At 70.8% G+C, this 16,641-nt stretch carries 15 protein-coding genes and 1 tRNA gene; 7 read left to right on the top strand and 9 right to left on the bottom strand.

Translation table 11 applies throughout. The features are described from left to right. Window positions 1–126 precede the first annotated feature (126 nt). From DEI86_RS05140 to DEI86_RS05165, 6 genes are all read right to left on the bottom strand, one after another. On the bottom strand, window positions 127–1,053 hold the full coding sequence (locus DEI86_RS05140; protein ID WP_111009693.1) for a prenyltransferase: 927 nt from the start codon (window positions 1,051–1,053) through the stop codon (window positions 127–129). Beyond that, on the bottom strand, window positions 1,050–1,421 hold the full coding sequence (locus tag DEI86_RS05145) for a lycopene cyclase domain-containing protein (RefSeq protein ID WP_111012241.1): 372 nt from the start codon (window positions 1,419–1,421) through the stop codon (window positions 1,050–1,052). The genes DEI86_RS05140 and DEI86_RS05145 overlap by 4 nt, the downstream gene beginning before the upstream one ends. Before the next feature lie 64 nt (window positions 1,422–1,485). Next, window positions 1,486–1,851 (bottom strand): lycopene cyclase domain-containing protein, encoded by a 366-nt coding sequence (locus DEI86_RS05150; protein ID WP_111048972.1) that lies wholly within the window; start codon window positions 1,849–1,851, stop codon window positions 1,486–1,488. Further along, window positions 1,851–3,479, bottom strand: a complete 1,629-nt coding sequence (crtI, locus tag DEI86_RS05155) for a phytoene desaturase family protein (RefSeq protein ID WP_111048973.1) — start codon at window positions 3,477–3,479, stop codon at window positions 1,851–1,853. Before crtI ends, DEI86_RS05150 begins: the two co-directional genes overlap by 1 nt. Further along, entirely contained in the window at window positions 3,476–4,381 is a 906-nt protein-coding gene (locus DEI86_RS05160; protein WP_111027632.1) for a phytoene/squalene synthase family protein, read from the bottom strand. Before DEI86_RS05160 ends, crtI begins: the two co-directional genes overlap by 4 nt. Before the next feature lie 32 nt (window positions 4,382–4,413). After that, window positions 4,414–5,472 (bottom strand): polyprenyl synthetase family protein, encoded by a 1,059-nt coding sequence (locus tag DEI86_RS05165; RefSeq protein WP_111009697.1) that lies wholly within the window; start codon window positions 5,470–5,472, stop codon window positions 4,414–4,416. Window positions 5,473–5,493: 21 nt separating this feature from the next. Between DEI86_RS05165 and idi the strand changes: the two genes are divergently transcribed. The 5 genes from idi (at window position 5,494) to DEI86_RS05190 (ending at window position 11,608) form a co-directional block, all read left to right on the top strand. Further along, window positions 5,494–6,027, top strand: coding sequence for an isopentenyl-diphosphate Delta-isomerase (gene idi / locus DEI86_RS05170; protein WP_111012239.1), 534 nt, complete (start codon window positions 5,494–5,496; stop codon window positions 6,025–6,027). A gap of 194 nt (window positions 6,028–6,221) precedes the next feature. Next, window positions 6,222–7,241, top strand: a complete 1,020-nt coding sequence (locus tag DEI86_RS05175) for a LacI family DNA-binding transcriptional regulator (protein ID WP_111009699.1) — start codon at window positions 6,222–6,224, stop codon at window positions 7,239–7,241. 323 nt (window positions 7,242–7,564) lie between these two features. After that, window positions 7,565–9,088, top strand: a complete 1,524-nt coding sequence (mmsA, locus tag DEI86_RS05180; RefSeq protein ID WP_111012411.1) for a multiple monosaccharide ABC transporter ATP-binding protein — start codon at window positions 7,565–7,567, stop codon at window positions 9,086–9,088. After that, window positions 9,085–10,377 (top strand): multiple monosaccharide ABC transporter permease, encoded by a 1,293-nt coding sequence (gene mmsB, locus DEI86_RS05185; protein WP_111012238.1) that lies wholly within the window; start codon window positions 9,085–9,087, stop codon window positions 10,375–10,377. The genes mmsA and mmsB overlap by 4 nt, the downstream gene beginning before the upstream one ends. Window positions 10,378–10,510: 133 nt before the next feature. Next, entirely contained in the window at window positions 10,511–11,608 is a 1,098-nt protein-coding gene (locus DEI86_RS05190) for a sugar-binding protein (RefSeq protein ID WP_111048974.1), read from the top strand. Window positions 11,609–11,753: 145 nt separating this feature from the next. On the opposite strand, the gene dcd is transcribed toward DEI86_RS05190, so the two are convergent. Beyond that, window positions 11,754–12,341 carry a dCTP deaminase gene (gene dcd / locus DEI86_RS05195; RefSeq protein WP_111009702.1) on the bottom strand — a complete coding sequence of 196 codons (588 nt, stop codon included), beginning with the start codon at window positions 12,339–12,341 and terminating at the stop codon, window positions 11,754–11,756. A gap of 203 nt (window positions 12,342–12,544) precedes the next feature. On the opposite strand from dcd, the gene DEI86_RS05200 reads away from it, so the two are divergent. After that, window positions 12,545–14,686, top strand: a complete 2,142-nt coding sequence (locus DEI86_RS05200) for a cytochrome c oxidase assembly protein (protein WP_111048975.1) — start codon at window positions 12,545–12,547, stop codon at window positions 14,684–14,686. A 54-nt stretch (window positions 14,687–14,740) separates the two neighbouring features. Here DEI86_RS05200 and DEI86_RS05205 read toward each other — a convergent pair whose 3' ends face one another. Together DEI86_RS05205 and DEI86_RS05210 are read right to left on the bottom strand one after the other, a co-directional pair. Beyond that, window positions 14,741–15,088, bottom strand: a complete 348-nt coding sequence (locus DEI86_RS05205) for a hypothetical protein (RefSeq protein ID WP_146244866.1) — start codon at window positions 15,086–15,088, stop codon at window positions 14,741–14,743. Beyond that, the gene (locus DEI86_RS05210) at window positions 15,078–16,130 is read right to left on the bottom strand and encodes a DUF6177 family protein (RefSeq protein WP_111048977.1); all 1,053 of its coding nucleotides are present in this window, start codon (window positions 16,128–16,130) and stop codon (window positions 15,078–15,080) included. Before DEI86_RS05210 ends, DEI86_RS05205 begins: the two co-directional genes overlap by 11 nt. Before the next feature lie 279 nt (window positions 16,131–16,409). Between DEI86_RS05210 and DEI86_RS05215 the strand changes: the two genes are divergently transcribed. Continuing rightward, window positions 16,410–16,483 (top strand) — tRNA-Gly (locus DEI86_RS05215). Window positions 16,484–16,641: the final 158 nt, after the last annotated feature.

The following is a 16,641-nucleotide window of genomic DNA, read 5'->3' on the forward strand; positions in this document are numbered from 1 at the left end:
GGTCGGGCGCGGGTCGCGTGAGGTCGGGCGCGGGTCGCGTGGATTCGGGCCGCGGGTCGGGTGGAGTCGGGCCGCGGGTCGGGTGGAGTCGGACGGGGGTCGCGTGCGTTGGGGCGCCGCCGCGACTCAGCGGGTCGCGGCGTAGCCGATGAGCACCATGGTGACGAGGAACCCCGCCAGGTAGTTCACGAGCAGGAACCGGCGCCACCCGGCGTTCGCCGCGTCGGCGTCGGCGTCGGCGACCGACCACCACGGCAGGACGTTCAGCGCGTAGGGCACGACGACGATCGCCGCGAACGGCCCCGGGAACGGCGTCGCGAGCACGACGAGCCCCGCGACGACGTAGGCCACGAACGCCAGGCGCACCGTGGCCCGGGCGCCGATGACCGTCGCGACGGACCCGATGCCCCCGGCGCGGTCGGCCTCGACGTCCTGGACCGCACCGAACGCGTGGCTCGCGACACCCCAGAGGAAGAACGACACGCACACGGCCAGGAGCGAGCCCGTCCAGTGCGCCCCCGCGAGGGTCAGGCCGTACACCGCCGGGGACACGAAGTGCGTGCTCGAGGTCAGGGAGTCGAGGAACGGCCGCTCCTTGAACCGCAACCCCGGCGCGGAGTACGCGACGACGGCGAACACGCTGACGGCGAGCACGAGCCAGCTCCACGGGCCGCCGAGCAACACGAGTGCGACGAGGAACGGCACGTTCGTCACGACGACGGCGACGAGGGTCGTCCGATGCACACTGCGGTCGAGCAGGGCGCCCTCGACGCCGCCCTTGCGCGGGTTCCGCAGGTCCGACTCGTAGTCGAACACGTCGTTGATCCCGTACATCGCGAGGTTGTAGGGGACGAGGAAGTACACGACCCCGAGCACGAGGACCGCGAGGTGGAAGCCGTCCGCCTCGTGTGTCCCGACCCCGGTGCCGAGCACGTACGCGGCCGCGAACGGGTACGCGGTGTTCACCCAGCTCACCGGCCGGGACGACACGAACAGCGCCCGGAGTGTCGACCCCGCGCGGCGCGGTCGGGCCGTCGGACTCGCGGCGCTCATCGTTCCGACCTCGATCGGGGCCCGAACAGCACGACGAGCGACGGCAGCAGCAGGACCGCCGCGATCGCGTACGCCAGGTCCTCGACCGGGACGACGCCGAGACGGATGCCGCTGATCCGCTGCGCGTCGTACGCCACGATGCCGGTGCCGACGATCACGTTGTCGAACACGACCGTCGCCACGACCAGGACGACGCCCGCCACCAGGCCGGTCAGGAGGACCGTGCGACGCCACCGCGCGACGGCCTCCGGTCCGCGCCGGACCGCCACCCGACGCACCGCGACGACCGCGGCGGCCACGGCCACGAGGACCACGACGGCGAGGAACGCGAGGTCGAGGAGGGCGTAGGTCGCCGCGCCCGCGGTCATCGGAGCACCACCCCGGCGGCCGGGAGCACCGAGAGCACGCGGGCCACCCGCGGCGGCACCCCGCTCACCGCGCCACCCCGTTCGTCCGGCGGGCGGGAGGTTCGACGCGCGGCGGGGCCGTGCGCTCGACGACGGGTCGGACGAAGCCGATGAGGTCCATCGTCACGTAGCAGAGCAGCGCGAGGAAGAACAGCTCCTCGACCGGGACCTCCGGCGCCACCTGGACACCGATGAGCCACGAGGACGGTCCGCGGTGGAAGACACCGAGCCCGATCCCCGCGAGGTCCCACACGAGGAAGTACGCGATCCCGACGGCCATGACGGCGGCGGCCCGCCGTGGGCCCCGCCAGAAGAACAGGCGGAACCGGGCGTCGAGCACCGTCATGCCGACGAGCGCGACCACGAGACACGCCAGGTAGAGCCCGGGCATCAGGGCCGCCGTCGCTCGAGCGGCTCCGGGAGCGGCTCGGTCGAGGTGTCGCCGTGGATCCGTTTGAGCAGCACCTCGGCACTGATGAGGCACATCGGCAGCCCGATGCCGGGGATCGTCGACGCCCCGACGTGGTAGAGGCCGTCGACCCGGGTCGACGCGTTCCGCGCCCGGAAGAAGGCGCTCTGCCGCAGGGTGTGGGCCGGCCCGAGCATGCTCCCGCTCCACGCGTTGTAGTCGTCGGCGAAGTCCCTCGGCCCCACGGTGCGGCGCACCCGGATGCGGTCGACGAGGTCGGGGACACCCGCACGCTCGGCGAGCGCCGCGATCGCCCGGTCCGCGATGCGCTCGACCTCGGGATCCCCCGCACCGTCGATCCCGCCACGTCCGATCCCGACGTCGGCCGGCAACGGGACGAGCACGAACACGTTGCTCGACCCCGCCGGCGCGGCGGTGGGGTCGGTCTCCGAGGTCGCGGACACGTAGATCGACGCGGGGTCGGGCACGTGGCGTTCCTTGCCGAAGATCGCGCCGAAGTTCGCGTGCCAGTCCGCCGTGAAGACGAGCGTGTGGTGCAGCAGGCCGGGGACGGGTCCGTCGATGCCGAGGTAGACGAGCACCGCACTCGGACCCGGGTCGCCACGCTCCCAGTAGGCGTCGCCGTGCGATCGGTACCGCGGCGGCAGCAGGTCGGTCTCGGTGTGGTGCAGGTCGGCCGCACTGACGACGAGGTCGGCCGGGGTCGTGACCGCGTCGCCGTCGGACGTCGTGTGGTGCACGCCCGTCACCGTGCCGTGCTCGACGACGATCCGGTCGACCGTGGCCCCGGTCACGATCCTCGCGCCCTCGGCCGATGCCATCCGCTCGACCGCGTCGATCACCGTGCTGATGCCGCCCTGCGGGTACAGGACGCCGTCGGCGAGGTCGAGGTGGCTCATCAGGTGGTACATGCTCGGCGCGGCATACGGGCTCGTCCCGAGGAACACGGCGGGGTACCCCAGCACCTGCTGCAGGCGCCGGTCCTGCACGGTGGCCTCGACGAAGGACGACAACGGCCGGGTGAGCAGGCGGAGCAGCCGCCCGGCGCGACGGAGCACGTCGGGTGTCGCGAGCCGCCGCAGGTCCTGGAAGCTCGTGTAGAGGAACCGGCGCACGGCCATCGCGTAGGTCTCGGCCGCCGAGTCGAGGTAGCGCTCGAGCCGACGGCCCGATCCCGGCTCGATCGACTCGAAGAGCGCGACGTTGGCCTCGCGGGTCGCGGCGAGGTCGATGGGTTCGTCGTGGCCCTCGCTGTACACGCGGTACCCGGGGTCGAGTCGGACGAGGTCGAGCTGTTCGGCCGCGGACGTCCCGAGCAGCCGGAAGAAGTGGTCGAACACCTCGGGCATGAGGTACCAGCTCGGCCCGGTGTCGAACCGGAAGCCACCGGCCGACCAGGTCCCGGCCCGCCCCCCGAGCTCGGACCGCTGCTCGAGCACGGTCACGGCGTAGCCGTCACGCGCGAGCAGTGCGGCGGCGGCGAGCCCGCTGATGCCGCCACCCACGACGACGACGCGACGGGCGGGGACGCGGCGGCCGGACGGTGCGGTGTCGGCGGCCTGGTCGGCCACGGTGGTCTCGGTGCTCATGCCGTGCCTCCCGGCCGGTTGCCGCGTCGAACGCGAGGGACGGGGGCGCGGCCGACGAGCACCCGGGCGGCCAGAGCGGCCTTGACCGGGTCGGGGACCCGGACACGCGTCGTGACGAGCCGCTCGGCCGGGGTCGCGGCGATCCGGTCGTTGAGTTCCTGGAACAGGGCGTGCGCGAGGGTCACCGCAGGACGTGCCCGGCCGGGCAGGAGCGGGAGCGCACGCGCGGCGGCGTCGAGGTCGTCCTGCACGTCGGCCACGAGCCGCGCCTTCGTCGCCTCGTCGAAGGACCGGACGTCGACCCCGGGGAAGTACGACCGGCCGAGCTCGAGGAAGTCCGCCCGCAGGTCGCGCAGGAAGTTCACCTTCTGGAACGCGGCCCCGAGCCGACGAGCCCCCGTGACGAGCACCGCCTCGTCGAACGTCGGCCGTCCCGCCCGGTACACGAATGCGCGGAGGCACATGAGTCCGACGACCTCGGCGGAGCCGTACACGTAGTCGACGAACGAGGCGTCGTCGTGTTCGCTGCGCGTGAGGTCGGCCCGCATGGACCGGAAGAACGGTTGCGTCAGCTCGGCCCCGAACCCGGTGGTCCGGGCGGTCCGGGCGAAGGCGTGCACGACCGGGTTGACGGAGAACCCGATCGTCATCGCACGCTCGGTGTCCTGTTCGAGCTCGTCGAGCAGGCGGCCCGCGAGTGTCGGGTCCAGACCGGCCTCGGTCGCGGGGCCGTCGACGATCTCGTCGGCCACCCGCACGAGTGCGTACACGTGTTCGATGTGCTCGCGCACGTGCGCTGGCAGCAGGCGCGATGCGAGCCCGAACGACGTCGAGTACCGGCGGATGACGACCGACGAGGCGGCCGCCGCGGTCGCGTCGTACAGGCCGAGCCCCGTGGTCACGGTCGGAGCCGCGCCGGCCACGTCGCCCCGGGTCACCGGACCCGGTCCACGAGTTCGGTCGCGATCGCCGCCAGCTGGCACCGCAGGTCGTCCGGGAGACCCGCCAGCGCTGCCGTCGCGAGGCTCGCGTGGCGCTCGACCCGCTCCTGCGCGACGTCACGTGCGCCACTGCAGAGCAGACGGAAGCGCAGGTGCTCCGCTTGATCGTCGGTGAGGTCCCGGTTCCCGAGGAACGGCTCGATGGCGGCCCAGTGCTCGGTCGTCGCCGCGTGGGCCACGAGCACGGTGCGCTTGCCCTCGCGCAGGTCGCCCACCGCGGTCTTGCCCGTCGTCGCCTCGTCCCCGAAGACCCCGAGGATGTCGTCGACCACCTGGTACGCGACCCCGATCTCGCGCCCGAACACCCCGAGCGCGGCGACCACCGCGTCCGACGCCCCCGCGAGCACCGCGCCGGACTGCAGCGGTGCCTCGAACGAGTACACCGAGGTCTTCGCGCGCTCCATGGCGAGGATCTCGTCCACGCTCGGCATGACCCCGATCGACAGGTCGACGTCGGTCATCTCGCCCGCGGCGCTCGCGAACACGGCCTCGTCCAACAGGTCGAGCAGTCGCGTCCGGCGCTCGCCGTCGACACCGCTCGACTCGATGAGCCGCGGCGCGCCCGCGAGGGCCAGGTCCCCCGCGATGACGGCCGCGCTCGTGCCGCGGTGCTCGGCCACCGGCGTCGGGATGCCGCCCGTCGTGGCCTCGTCCCGGTAGCTGCCGGCGACGTTCGGCACGCCCCGCCGGGACCAGTCGCGGTCGATGACGTCGTCGTGCACCACGAGCGCGGTGTGCAGCAGCTCGTATGCCGCGCCGACGTGGGCCGCCGCATGGAGGTCCCGCCCGCCGAGTCCGGTGTAGGCGGTGAGCACCATCCGCGGACGGAACTGCTTGCCGCCGGTGCTGGCGCGCTTGAGCACACGCCAGAGGTCCTCGGACGCACGGCCGTAGGTGCTGGCCCGACGCGCGGCGAGTGCGAAGAACCGCTCGAGGCACTCGTCGACGAGCGTGAGTCCGTCCCGGGCGACGGCGGTCGCGTCGTCGTTCATTGGCCTAACCTATCCATCGCGATGAGCACTTTCCCGGAAACCGTCGTCCTGCTGGACGACGACGGCGCGCCCATCGGTGTGGCCGACAAGTTCGCCGTGCACACCGACGCGACGCCGCTGCACCTGGCGTTCTCGTGCCACGTGTCGGATCCCGAGGGGAACATCCTGGTCACACGCCGGGCCCTGACGAAGGCCACCTGGCCCGGGGTGTGGACGAACACGTTCTGTGGACATCCCGGACCGGACGAGTCCTTCGAGGACGCGATCGCCCGACGTGCCGCGCGCGAACTCGGGATCACCGTGGCGGACGTGACCCCGGTCCTCCCCGACTTCCGGTACCGCGCCGTCGACGCGTCCGGCATCGTCGAGAACGAGGTCTGCCCGGTGTTCCGTGCCACGACGACCGACGTGCCACGACCCGCGGCGGACGAGGTCGCCGAGTGGATCTGGGTCTCCGAGGACGAGCTGCGGGCCGCGGTCGCCGCGGCTCCGTTCGCGTTCAGCCCGTGGCTCGGGTGGCAGCTCGCGGTGCTCCCGGCGCGCGCGCTCGACTGAGGCGGACGCCTGGTGGACCCCGTCCCCGGGTGGTCCGGACGGCGGCCCGGGAGGCGTCCCCTCCACTGCGGGACTCTGCGGCTGGGCCGCCTCCCGGGTGCCTGCGCGAACTCGATGCGGCGACCGCCAGCGGAACGTGCATAATGATGTGGCTCGCGATGTGAACGTGCACATCGGGGTGGAATGAGAAGGCAATGGCGTCGGCGAAGACAGAGAAGTCGCGTGCGCCCAGCATCCGGGACGTCGCTCGGGTCGCTGGGGTGTCGCACCAGACGGTCTCCCGCGTCCTCAACAACTCCGACGCGATCCGCGAGGCGACCCGGGACAAGGTCGTCGCCGCCATGGAGCAGCTGCAGTACCGGCCGAACCGGGCCGCCCGCGCCCTGGTCACCAGTCGCTCCCGCACCATCGGGGTCCTCACCTCGCAGCGCTCCCACTACGGGCCGACGCTGACCCTCCAGGCGATCGAGGACGCCGCGGTCCGACGCGGGTACTTCGTGACGACCGCGAACATCGCGGCGCCGGACGACGCGTCGATCCGCCAGGGCCTCGGTCACCTCCTCGACCAGGACGTCGAGGGCATCGTCGTCATCGCGCCGCAGACGCGGGTGTTCGACGTGATCGCCGAGTCCGGCATGCAGACGCCGTACGTCACGCTGCGATCGAGCATCGGCGAGGACCCGACCGCGCTCTGGGTGGACCAGATGACGGGGGCGCGGCTCGCCACGGCGCACCTGCTCGACCTCGGGCACCAGTACGTGCGGCACATCGCCGGCCCACGGGACTGGATCGAGGCGGACGCGCGCATGCAGGGGTTCCTGCGCGAGATGTCCGACCGCGACATGCCCGTGCAGCCGCCGATCCTCGGGGACTGGACCGCCGACTTCGGGTACCACGCGGGCCGCGAACTCCTGCGCTGGCGCGACTGCACGGCCATCTTCTGCTCGAACGACGCCATGGCCCTCGGCGTCATGCACGCCGCCCGCTCCTACGGGCTCGACGTCCCCGGCGACCTGTCCGTGGTGGGCTACGACGACATCCCCGAAGCCCAGCACTTCTGGCCGCCGCTCACCACGGTGTCCGTCGACTTCGCCGAGCTCGGGCGCCGTTGCGTCGACCTCCTGCTCCCGGTCGAGGGCGACCTCCGGCCCGTCGACATCGTGCCCCGACTCGTCGTCCGCGGCTCCACCGGCTCGCCCCGGAGCCGGTCGTGACCGCCCCTGACCCCCGTTCCAGGGGCCTCCGGACCGCGTTACCAAACCGCGACCCCGGGGAATTGACAGCCGCCCGGAACCTGTGCGTAATATTGCCCCCGTTCCGCTCGATGTGACCGTTCACATGGCGGACGACCCGGACGCGACAACGGAGTCCGACACAGTGCTGCTGTGACCTCCGCTGGCGCGATCACCAGAAGGACTGCCGACACCTCGGCAGAAGGAGATGCACTGTGGCGTCACACCCGATCGGAACCGGCTCCGGCCAGTTCGAAACCGGCACCGAGACCCGGTCGATCACCGCGAACGAGACGATCCTCGAGATGCGGTCCATCACCAAGGAGTTCCCCGGCGTCAAGGCCCTCTCCGAGGTCAGCTTGACCGTGCGGGCCGGCGAGATCCACGCGATCTGCGGCGAGAACGGCGCGGGCAAGTCGACCCTGATGAAGGTCCTGTCCGGCGTGTACCCCTACGGGACCTACACCGGCGACATCGTCTACGAAGGCGAGGAGGTCCGGTTCGCGAACATCAAGCAGTCCGAGCAGGCCGGCATCGTCATCATCCACCAGGAGCTCGCGCTCATCCCGGAGCTGTCGATCACCGAGAACCTGTTCCTCGGCAGCGAGCCGAGCCGCTTCGGCGTCATCGACTGGACCGCGGCGCAGCTCCGCGCCGAGGAGCTCCTGGCCCGCGTCGGCCTCGACGACAACCCGGACACGCAGATCAAGAACCTCGGTGTCGGCAAGCAGCAGCTCGTCGAGATCGCCAAGGCGCTGCACAAGAACGTCAAACTCCTCATCCTCGACGAGCCGACGGCGGCCCTGAACGAGAACGACTCGCAGCACCTGCTCGACCTCATCGTCGGCCTCAAGTCCCGCGGCGTCAGCTCGATCATCATCAGCCACAAGCTCAACGAGATCGAGCAGATCGCGGACAGCATCACGATCATCCGTGACGGCAAGTCCATCGAGACGCTCGACGTCCAGGCGGACGGCGTCAACGAGGACCGCATCATCCGCGGGATGGTGGGCCGCTCGCTCGAGAGCCGGTTCCCGGACCGCACCCCGAAGATCGGCGACGTCTTCTTCGAGGTCCGCGACTGGACGGTCCAGCACCCGGTCGACCCCACGCGCCTCGTCTGCAAGGGCTCGAACTTCCACGTGCGCCGCGGCGAGATCGTCGGCTTCGCGGGCCTCATGGGCGCGGGCCGCACGGAGCTGGCGATGAGCATCTTCGGCCACTCGTACGGCACCTTCGTCAGCGGCCAGATCATCAAGGACGGCCGCGAGATCAAGGTCAACAACGTCCAGCAGGCGATCGACAACGGCATCGGCTACGTGTCCGAGGACCGCAAGGCGCTCGGGCTCAACCTGCTCGACACGGTCAAGCGCTCGACCGTCGCGGCCGACCTCAAGAAGATCTCGAAGGGCGGCGTCGTCGACTCCCTCGAGGAGTACGACGTCGCCGAGAAGTACCGCAAGATGCTCCGCACCAAGGTACCCACGGTCGAGGAGGGCGTCGGCAAGCTCTCCGGTGGGAACCAGCAGAAGGTCGTCCTGTCGAAGTGGATGTTCACCGACCCCGACCTGCTCATCCTCGACGAGCCCACCCGCGGCATCGACGTCGGCGCGAAGTTCGAGATCTACGGGATCATCCAGCAGCTCGCGGCCGAGGGGAAGGGGATCATCCTCATCTCCTCGGAGCTCCCGGAGCTCCTCGGCCTCTCGGACCGCATCTACACGATCTTCGAGGGTGCGATCACCAACGACCTCCCCGCCGGTGAGGCGGACCCCGAAACCCTCATGCGAAGCATGACCTCCGCGCGGAAGGGCGCACTCACGAAATGAACAACCTCAGACTGCTCTTCGGCAAGGGCAACAGCGTCGGCCAGTACGGCATGATCATCGCGCTCGTCGCGATCGTGATCATCTTCGAGATCTTCACCCACGGGCTCACGCTGGACCCGACGAACATCATCAACGTCTTCCTCCAGTACTCGTACATCCTGATCCTGGCGCTCGGCATGGTCATGGTGATCATCGCCGGTCACATCGACCTGTCCGTCGGGTCGGTCGCGGCGTTCGTCGGCATCATCGTGGCGCAGTCCATGGCGGTCTGGCACTTCCCGTGGTGGCTCGCGATCATCCTCGGTCTCGCCGTGGGTGCGGCGGTCGGCGCGTGGCAGGGCTTCTGGGTCGCGTTCGTCCGCGTCCCGGCGTTCATCGTGACACTCGCCGGTCAGCTGATCTTCCGTGGCGCGAACCAGATCATCGGCAACTCGACGTCGGTCCCCGTGCCGAACGACTTCCAGACCATCGGCGCCGGCTTCATCCCGGACTTCGGCCCGGACTTCGGCTTCAGCAACGGCACCCTGATCCTCGGCATCGTGACCGCGCTCGCGCTCATCTACATGGAGGTCCGCGGTCGCCAGCGTCGCAAGAAGATGCAGGCCGAGGTCCCCCCGGTGTGGGTGTCGTTCGTCCGGACCGGCGTGCTCGTGGCCGTGACCCTGTTCGCGACCTACCTGTTCGCGTCCGGCAACGTCGGCACCTCGGTCCCGGTCGTCGCGATCATCCTCGGCGTGCTGGTCATCATCTACGGCTTCGTGACCCGCAACACGATCTTCGGTCGTCAGGTCTACGCCGTCGGTGGCAACGCGAACGCCGCGGTCCTGTCCGGCGTGAGCGCCCGCAAGGTGAACTTCTTCGTCATGGCGAACATGTCGCTCCTCGCGGCCGTCGCCGGCATGGTGTTCACCGCCTACTCGAACGCCTCGGGCCCGAACGACGGCACCGGCTGGGAGCTCGACGCCATCGCCGCCGTGTTCGTCGGTGGTGCCGCGGTCTCCGGTGGTATCGGTACCGTCTCCGGCTCCATCGTCGGTGGTCTGGTCATGGCCCTCCTGACGAACGGCCTGTCGCTGCTCGGCATCGAGTCCAACATGACGCAGATCATCCGCGGTCTCGTGCTCCTGGTGGCCGTCGCCTTCGACGTCTACTCGAAGTCGCAGGGCCGTCCGTCGCTCATCGGCGGCATGATGCGCCAGTTCCGGCGGCAGGAGACCCAGGAGACGACCATCGCGGACCAGCAGCCGCAGTCGATCCAGGACCAGCCGGACAAGGTCCTCTCCCACTGACCCCATCCATCCCCTGAACCCGCCGGCGGCGGTCACCACCGCCGCCGGCACCCGACGACGGCCTCCGCCGTCGACACGACCCGGGAGGGTCGGCACCGTCCCTCCCCTACCTCAACGAAGAGAAAGCAATCACATGCGCAAGAAGTTCATGGTCGGTGCGAGCGTCGTGCTCGTCGCCGGTCTCGCCCTCACCGGTTGCTCGGCCCGCGGTGGCTCGAGCGCGAGCGGTGCGGACATCAAGAAGGGCGACACCATCGGCGTCGCGCTCCCCGCCAAGACGTCGCAGAACTGGGTGCTCGCGGGCGCCGCCTTCAAGAAGGCGATCGTGGCCGCCGGCTTCAAGGCCGACATCCAGTACGCCGCCGCCACGAACACCGTGTCCGACCAGCAGAGCCAGGTCTCCGGCATGGTCACCAAGGGCGACAAGGCGATCATCATCGGCGCGCAGGACGGCTCGCAGCTCGGCTCGCAGGTCAAGGCCGCCAAGACCTCCGGCGCGACCGTCATCGCCTGGGACCGCAACCTGCTCAACACGAAGAACGTCGACTACTACGTCGCGTTCAACAACTTCAAGGTCGGTCAGCTGCAGGCGCACGCCCTGCTCGACGGCCTGAAGAAGAGCAAGGGCAACGGCCCGTACAACGTCGAGATCTTCGCCGGTGCGTCCACCGACGCCAACGCGACGGTGTTCTACAACGGTGCGATGAGCGTCCTCACCCCGAAGATCAAGGACGGCACGCTCAAGGTCGTGTCGGGTCAGACCAAGTTCCAGAACGTCGAGACGGACGGCTGGCTCGCCCAGAACGCCCAGTCGCGCATGACGAACCTGATCACGCACTACTACTCGGGCGGCACCAAGCTCGACGGCGTCCTGTCGCCGAACGACACCCTGGGCCGCGCGATCCTGACGGCCACCAAGGCCGCCGGTATGCCGAACCCGATCGTCACGGGCCAGGACTCGGAGACCGCGTCGATCCCGCTCATCATGAACGGCACGCAGTACTCGACGATCTACAAGGACACGACGCTCGAGGCCAACACGGCCGTCGACCTGGTCAAGACCCTCAGCCAGGGCAAGAAGCCCAAGACGGTCCTCGACAAGGCCAACAACAACAACGGCGTCAAGACGGTGCCCGCGATCGAGCTCACCCCGGTCCTCGTGACCAAGGAGAACGCGGTCCAGGCGTACAAGAACAACCCGACGCTCGAGCAGCTCGCCAAGCAGGGCTGACCCGCCGCGTCACCGACGCACACAGGACCCCGTCCGCGACCCAGTCGCGGGCGGGGTCCTCGTCGTTCCGGGCCGGGATGGGCCTCCCGGCGGTGGGCACGACCCGCGCGTCTGCGGGAGCGGCGGGGGGCGAGGACCCGGCGCGCTACCGCTCCCCCGACACGTCCGTCCGGTGGAAGTTGAGCGCCGAGCGGGACGCCGTCGGACCCCGCTGCCCCTGGTACCGCGACTGGTACTCGGCCGAGCCGTAGGGCTTCTCCGCCGGGCTGGAGAGCTGGAAGAAGCAGAGCTGCCCGATCTTCATCCCCGGCCACAGCATGATCGGCAGCGTCGCGACGTTGCTCAGCTCGAGCGTGACGTGCCCGGAGAACCCGGGATCGATGAACCCCGCGGTCGAGTGCGTCAGCAGCCCGAGGCGTCCGAGCGAGCTCTTCCCCTCGAGTCGCGCCGCGATGTCGTCGGGCAGCGTCACGACCTCGAACGTCGACCCGAGCACGAACTCGCCCGGGTGCAGGACGAAGGGGTCGTCCCCGGTGGTCTCGACGAGCCGCGTCAGGTCCGGCTGGTCGACCGACGGGTCGATGTGCGGGTACTTGTGGTTGTCGAAGAGCCGGAAGAACTTGTCGAGCCGGACGTCGATGCTCGAGGGCTGCACGAGCGACGGGTCGTACGGGTCGAGGCCGATCCGTCCGGCGTCGAGCTGAGCGGTGATGTCGCGGTCGGAGAGCAGCACGGGTCGATCGTATTGCGCGCGGTCCCGACGGTGCCAGCCGCCTCCGCCCGCGACCGTCGTGCACTGAGTGGGGCCGCAGCGCCCGGCCTGTGGAGACTCAGCGGGCGTGTCGGGAGGCGGACGTACGATTGACCGTCCGCGCACCCCGGCCCTCCCGGCCCCGCCGCGCATCCGCTGATGAGAACAGGCCGTCGAGACCAGGCATGACCGTCACCTCCTCCCCCGCCGAGGGCGCCCCCACCGCTGCCGACGACCGCGTCGACCCCTCGCGCAGCGCTGGTTCCGACACCGACGGCGCACTGCCGGGAGGCCCAGCACCGGACACCGAGCCCGCTCCGGCCCGCGCGTCCACCGTCGCGACGGTCCTCGCCATCGCGGTGCCGCTCGCGGTGGCCTGTGCGGTCGGGTCGATGGCGTTCACGGGGGCGCTGACGGGCGACCGGTCACTGGTCGACGCCGGGAACTTCGTCGCCGTCAGCCTGCCGATCGCCCGCGCCGTGCACGACGGCATGGCCGCGCTCACCGTCGGGCTGCTCATCGTCGCCGCGTTCGCGCTGCCGGCCCAGCGCAAGGACCCGAAGCAGATGTCGCGGATCCAGCACCGCGCCGCACGGTGGGCCGCCGTGTCCGGGTCCGTCTGGTTCCTCGCCGCGGTCGTCGGGGTGCTCCTCACGGCCGCGACCACCCTCAGCGTGCCGTTGACGAGCCCCGTGTACGCGCGGAACTTCCTGGTGTTCGCGTTCCAGGTCGAGATCGGCGAGTCCCTCGTGGTCTCGGCGGCGGCGGTCCTCATCGCCACGGCGATCGCCGCGTTCGCCACCCGCGTCACGACGCTCGCCGTCGCCACGTGCTTCGCGCTGTTCGCCTTGCTGCCGCTCGCGCTCTCCGGGCACTCGGCGGGGTCGTTGCAGCACGCGAACGCGGTCAACTCGCTCGCGATCCACCTGGTCGGCGTGTGCGTCTGGGTCGGCGGTCTGGTCGCGGTGGTGCTCCTGCGCACGGGCACGAAGGGCGCGACGGGCCGGGTCGTCGCCCGCTACTCGACGCTCGCGGGCTGGTGCTTCGGTGCCGTCGCGTTCTCGGGGATCATCAACGCGTCGCTCCGGATCACCGGCCCCGGCGACCTCGTGTCCACGCCCTACGGCTGGCTCATCACGATCAAGGCGACGATCCTCGTCCTGCTCGGGATCGCGGGCGTGGTGCAGCGTCGCCGACTGGTACCGGGCCTCCTGCGGGACCCGTCCGACCGCCGCCTGTTCGTGCGGTTCGCCCTGGCCGAGATCGTGTTCATGGCGATCGCCATGGGCGTCTCGGTCGGTCTGTCGCGGAGCCAGCCGCCGGTGCCGCAGACGCCGGTGGTGGGCGACGACGCGCGGAGCGGTCTGATCGGGTTCCCGTACCCGCCCGCGCAGACCCTGCACACGTTCCTGACCCAGTGGCAGATCGACTGGGCGTGGCTCGCCGTCGCGGTGACGATGGGCGTCTGGTACCTGCTCGCGGTCCGCAAGCTCCGCCGCCGCGGCGACAAGTGGCCCGTCCACCGGACGGTGGCGTGGCTGCTCGGATGCGTCCTGTTCATCTGGTTCACGAGCGGTGGGCCCGCGGTCTACGGGATGATCCACTTCTCGAGCCACATGATCCAGCACATGGGTCTCATGATGTTCGTGCCGCTCCCGCTCGTGCTCGGCGGCCCCGTGCTCCTGGCGCTGCGGACCCTGCCCGTGCGGAACGACGGCAGCCGGGGCTCGCGTGAGTGGCTCATGCTGTTCGTGCACTCCCGCTACATGCACTTCCTCGGGCAGCCCGCCGTGGCGGGGACCCTCTTCGCGGGCTCGCTCATCGTCTTCTACTTCACGCCCGCGTTCCAGTACGCCATGCAGTCCCACGAGTGGCACGTCGTGATGGTCGTGCACTTCATCCTGAGCGGGTACCTGTTCTTCTGGGTCTTCATCGGGGTCGACCCGGGGCCGAAGCGTCCGCCGTACCCCATCCTGATCATCGCGCTGCTGGCCACGCTCGCCTTCCACGCCTTCTTCGGGGTCGCGGTCATGACGAGCTCGGACGTGTACGCGCTCGACTGGTACCACGCGCTCGGGCAGACGAACGACGCCGCGCTCCTCGCCGACCAGCACACCGGCGGGGGGATCGCCTGGGGCGCCTCGGAGATCCCGATGGTGCTCGTCGCACTGCTCGTCGTCCGGGGCTGGATCCAGTCGGACGAGCGAACCGCCAAGCGCCTCGACCGGCAGGCGGACCGTGACGGCGACGCCGAGCTCAACGCGTACAACGAGCGGCTCGCGGCGATGAACGGCCGTCGGGCTCCCGGCGCTGGGGACCAGCGGTAGCACGCCCGGCCGCCTTCCGCTGCGCCGAGCGGGGGAACCGGCGGCCGGGGGTCGTCAGCTCCCGTGGACGATGCAGACCGCGTCGAGCGCTCGGGCGGCCTCCTCGGCGGCGGCGACGCCGGCCTCCCCGTCCGGCCCGTAGGGCGCAACGGCGTCGACCCACCACAGCGGTACGGGCAGCGGGGGCGCGTCGGGCAGGATGCGCTCCACCTCGGTCGCGGCGTCGACCCGGTGCACACCGAGGATGCTGATCACGGGGTGATCGGCGTCACGGCAGACCTGGAGCACGGAGCCGTGGTCGAGGGCGCGCACGCCCCAACCGTCCGCGTGCGCGACGATCGCTTCCGCCACCTCCCGCAGGTCGACGGGCTTGCGGGAGAGCAGGGTGACGTCACGGGGCACCGGCGCCTCCGAGCGTCCGTGCATCGTGCTCGTCGAGGGCGCCCTCGGCCTGCGCGGGCTCGAGCGGACCGCCGCCGACGAGCGTCAGGAAGCGGTCCTCGTCCATGCGGTCGAGGAACGCCTCGAGCGCGTCCCAGCCGGAGTCGAACCGGACGAGGAGACCCTCGTGGTCGTCCGACCCGAAGGTCTCGATGCGGGTGTCGGCAGGCGGCCAGTGGCCGCTGCGGTCGAGGAACGCCGTCGCCTCGGGGCCGACGACGACCGCGGCGGGCTCGGGCTCGCCGTACGACACCGCGCGGACCATGTGGTCAGGATCGCCGTGGCGCCGCATGACGACGCCGAACACCGGGACGACGTCGTTCGCGACCTCGCGGACGGCGTCGAGCACGGCGTCCACTCCGCCGTCCGGCTCGGTGACCATGGCCGAGAGCGTCTCGACCACGAAGCCGTTCGTCATGTGGGCGGTCATGGTGGCCGCCATGCCGTCCCCGATCGCGTACGAGGTGCTGACGTCCGGCGCGCGGTGCTTGGCGTACTGGGTGACGACCCAGCGGTCCCACGGCACGGTGAGCGGCTCGGCGGTTCCCCATCGCTCCGGGCAGCTGTCCGCCGCGTCGCAGAGCGCCTCGAGCGCACCGCCGACGTTGATCTCGCGGTCGGGGTGGTGTCGGAGCGTCAGGTCGATGCTCACCTGCGGGACGGCGTGCGGGGCGACCGGGTGCTCGGGCGACGGTGTCCCGGACAGTTCCGGGCCGCGGAGCACGAAGTCGTCGATGGAGGTCGCACGGACCCCGGTGCGGCCGTCGCGCAGGGAGCCGTCGCGGTCGGTGACGGCCCATGCCGCACCGTGGGCACCGAGGGCGTGCCGGAGCGCGGGTGTGATCGCGGCGTCGGCCTCGGTCCGGAGCACGACGAGGCGTTCGCTCGTCGCGGCTCGGGCGAGCAACGACGCGAGGGCGTCGGTGAGCCAGACCACCGGGGCACTCGACTCGACCACGATCGCCGGCCCGACGACGTCGTCGATGAGTGGGTGTCTGACCATCCGCTTCGCCTCCCGAGTGCTGCTCACGGGCCGATGGGCACCGAGCGCAGGGAATCGCTCGGCACCGTGGACGGTACACACGGACGCTCGGCGTGTCCGTGGAGCACGGCCGCTCCCAGGGATCCTGGAGGGACGTGCCGGAGGCGGCCCGGGCCTCCCGGCTGGAACGGGCGCCCCGCTCCGCGTGCCGACGTGCGGCGATCGACCGGGAGGCCCCGCCCACCTCGTGCGCGCGGGTGCCGCGCGCATCCGCTAAGCTGGTTCGAGCCTCCGGGCGACGCGAGTGTAGTTCAATGGTAGAACTCCAGCTTCCCAAGCTGGTAGCGCGGGTTCGATTCCCGTCACTCGCTCCACAGGACCCCGTGTCGACCGCACGTTCCGCGATGCGTCCGCGTCGCTGGCACCGGCATGGTGGAGGCGGCGACACGCGTGGAACACGACGCCTTCGGGGTCCCGGTCCACTGCGTCCGCTCGACGGGACGGGTAGCGCGTCGACAGGAGCAGGGACCGG

Source organism: Curtobacterium sp. MCBD17_028 (genome assembly GCF_003234875.1).
Taxonomy (GTDB): domain Bacteria; phylum Actinomycetota; class Actinomycetes; order Actinomycetales; family Microbacteriaceae; genus Curtobacterium.

Bases quoted from the DNA above. Each gene is read 5' to 3' on its own strand.
- mmsB (WP_111012238.1), top strand. From the start codon at position 9,085: ATGAACAACCTCAGACTGCTCTTCGGCAAGGGCAACAGCGTCGGCCAG.
- DEI86_RS05200 (WP_111048975.1), top strand. From the start codon at position 12,545: ATGACCGTCACCTCCTCCCCCGCCGAGGGCGCCCCCACCGCTGCCGAC.
- DEI86_RS05190 (WP_111048974.1), top strand. From the start codon at position 10,511: ATGCGCAAGAAGTTCATGGTCGGTGCGAGCGTCGTGCTCGTCGCCGGT.
- DEI86_RS05145 (WP_111012241.1), bottom strand. From the start codon at position 1,421: ATGACCGCGGGCGCGGCGACCTACGCCCTCCTCGACCTCGCGTTCCTC.
- idi (WP_111012239.1), top strand. From the start codon at position 5,494: ATGAGCACTTTCCCGGAAACCGTCGTCCTGCTGGACGACGACGGCGCG.
- DEI86_RS05210 (WP_111048977.1), bottom strand. From the start codon at position 16,130: ATGGTCAGACACCCACTCATCGACGACGTCGTCGGGCCGGCGATCGTG.
- mmsA (WP_111012411.1), top strand. From the start codon at position 7,565: ATGCGGTCCATCACCAAGGAGTTCCCCGGCGTCAAGGCCCTCTCCGAG.
- DEI86_RS05165 (WP_111009697.1), bottom strand. From the start codon at position 5,472: ATGAACGACGACGCGACCGCCGTCGCCCGGGACGGACTCACGCTCGTC.
- DEI86_RS05140 (WP_111009693.1), bottom strand. From the start codon at position 1,053: ATGAGCGCCGCGAGTCCGACGGCCCGACCGCGCCGCGCGGGGTCGACA.
- DEI86_RS05175 (WP_111009699.1), top strand. From the start codon at position 6,222: ATGGCGTCGGCGAAGACAGAGAAGTCGCGTGCGCCCAGCATCCGGGAC.
- DEI86_RS05150 (WP_111048972.1), bottom strand. From the start codon at position 1,851: ATGCCCGGGCTCTACCTGGCGTGTCTCGTGGTCGCGCTCGTCGGCATG.
- crtI (WP_111048973.1), bottom strand. From the start codon at position 3,479: ATGAGCACCGAGACCACCGTGGCCGACCAGGCCGCCGACACCGCACCG.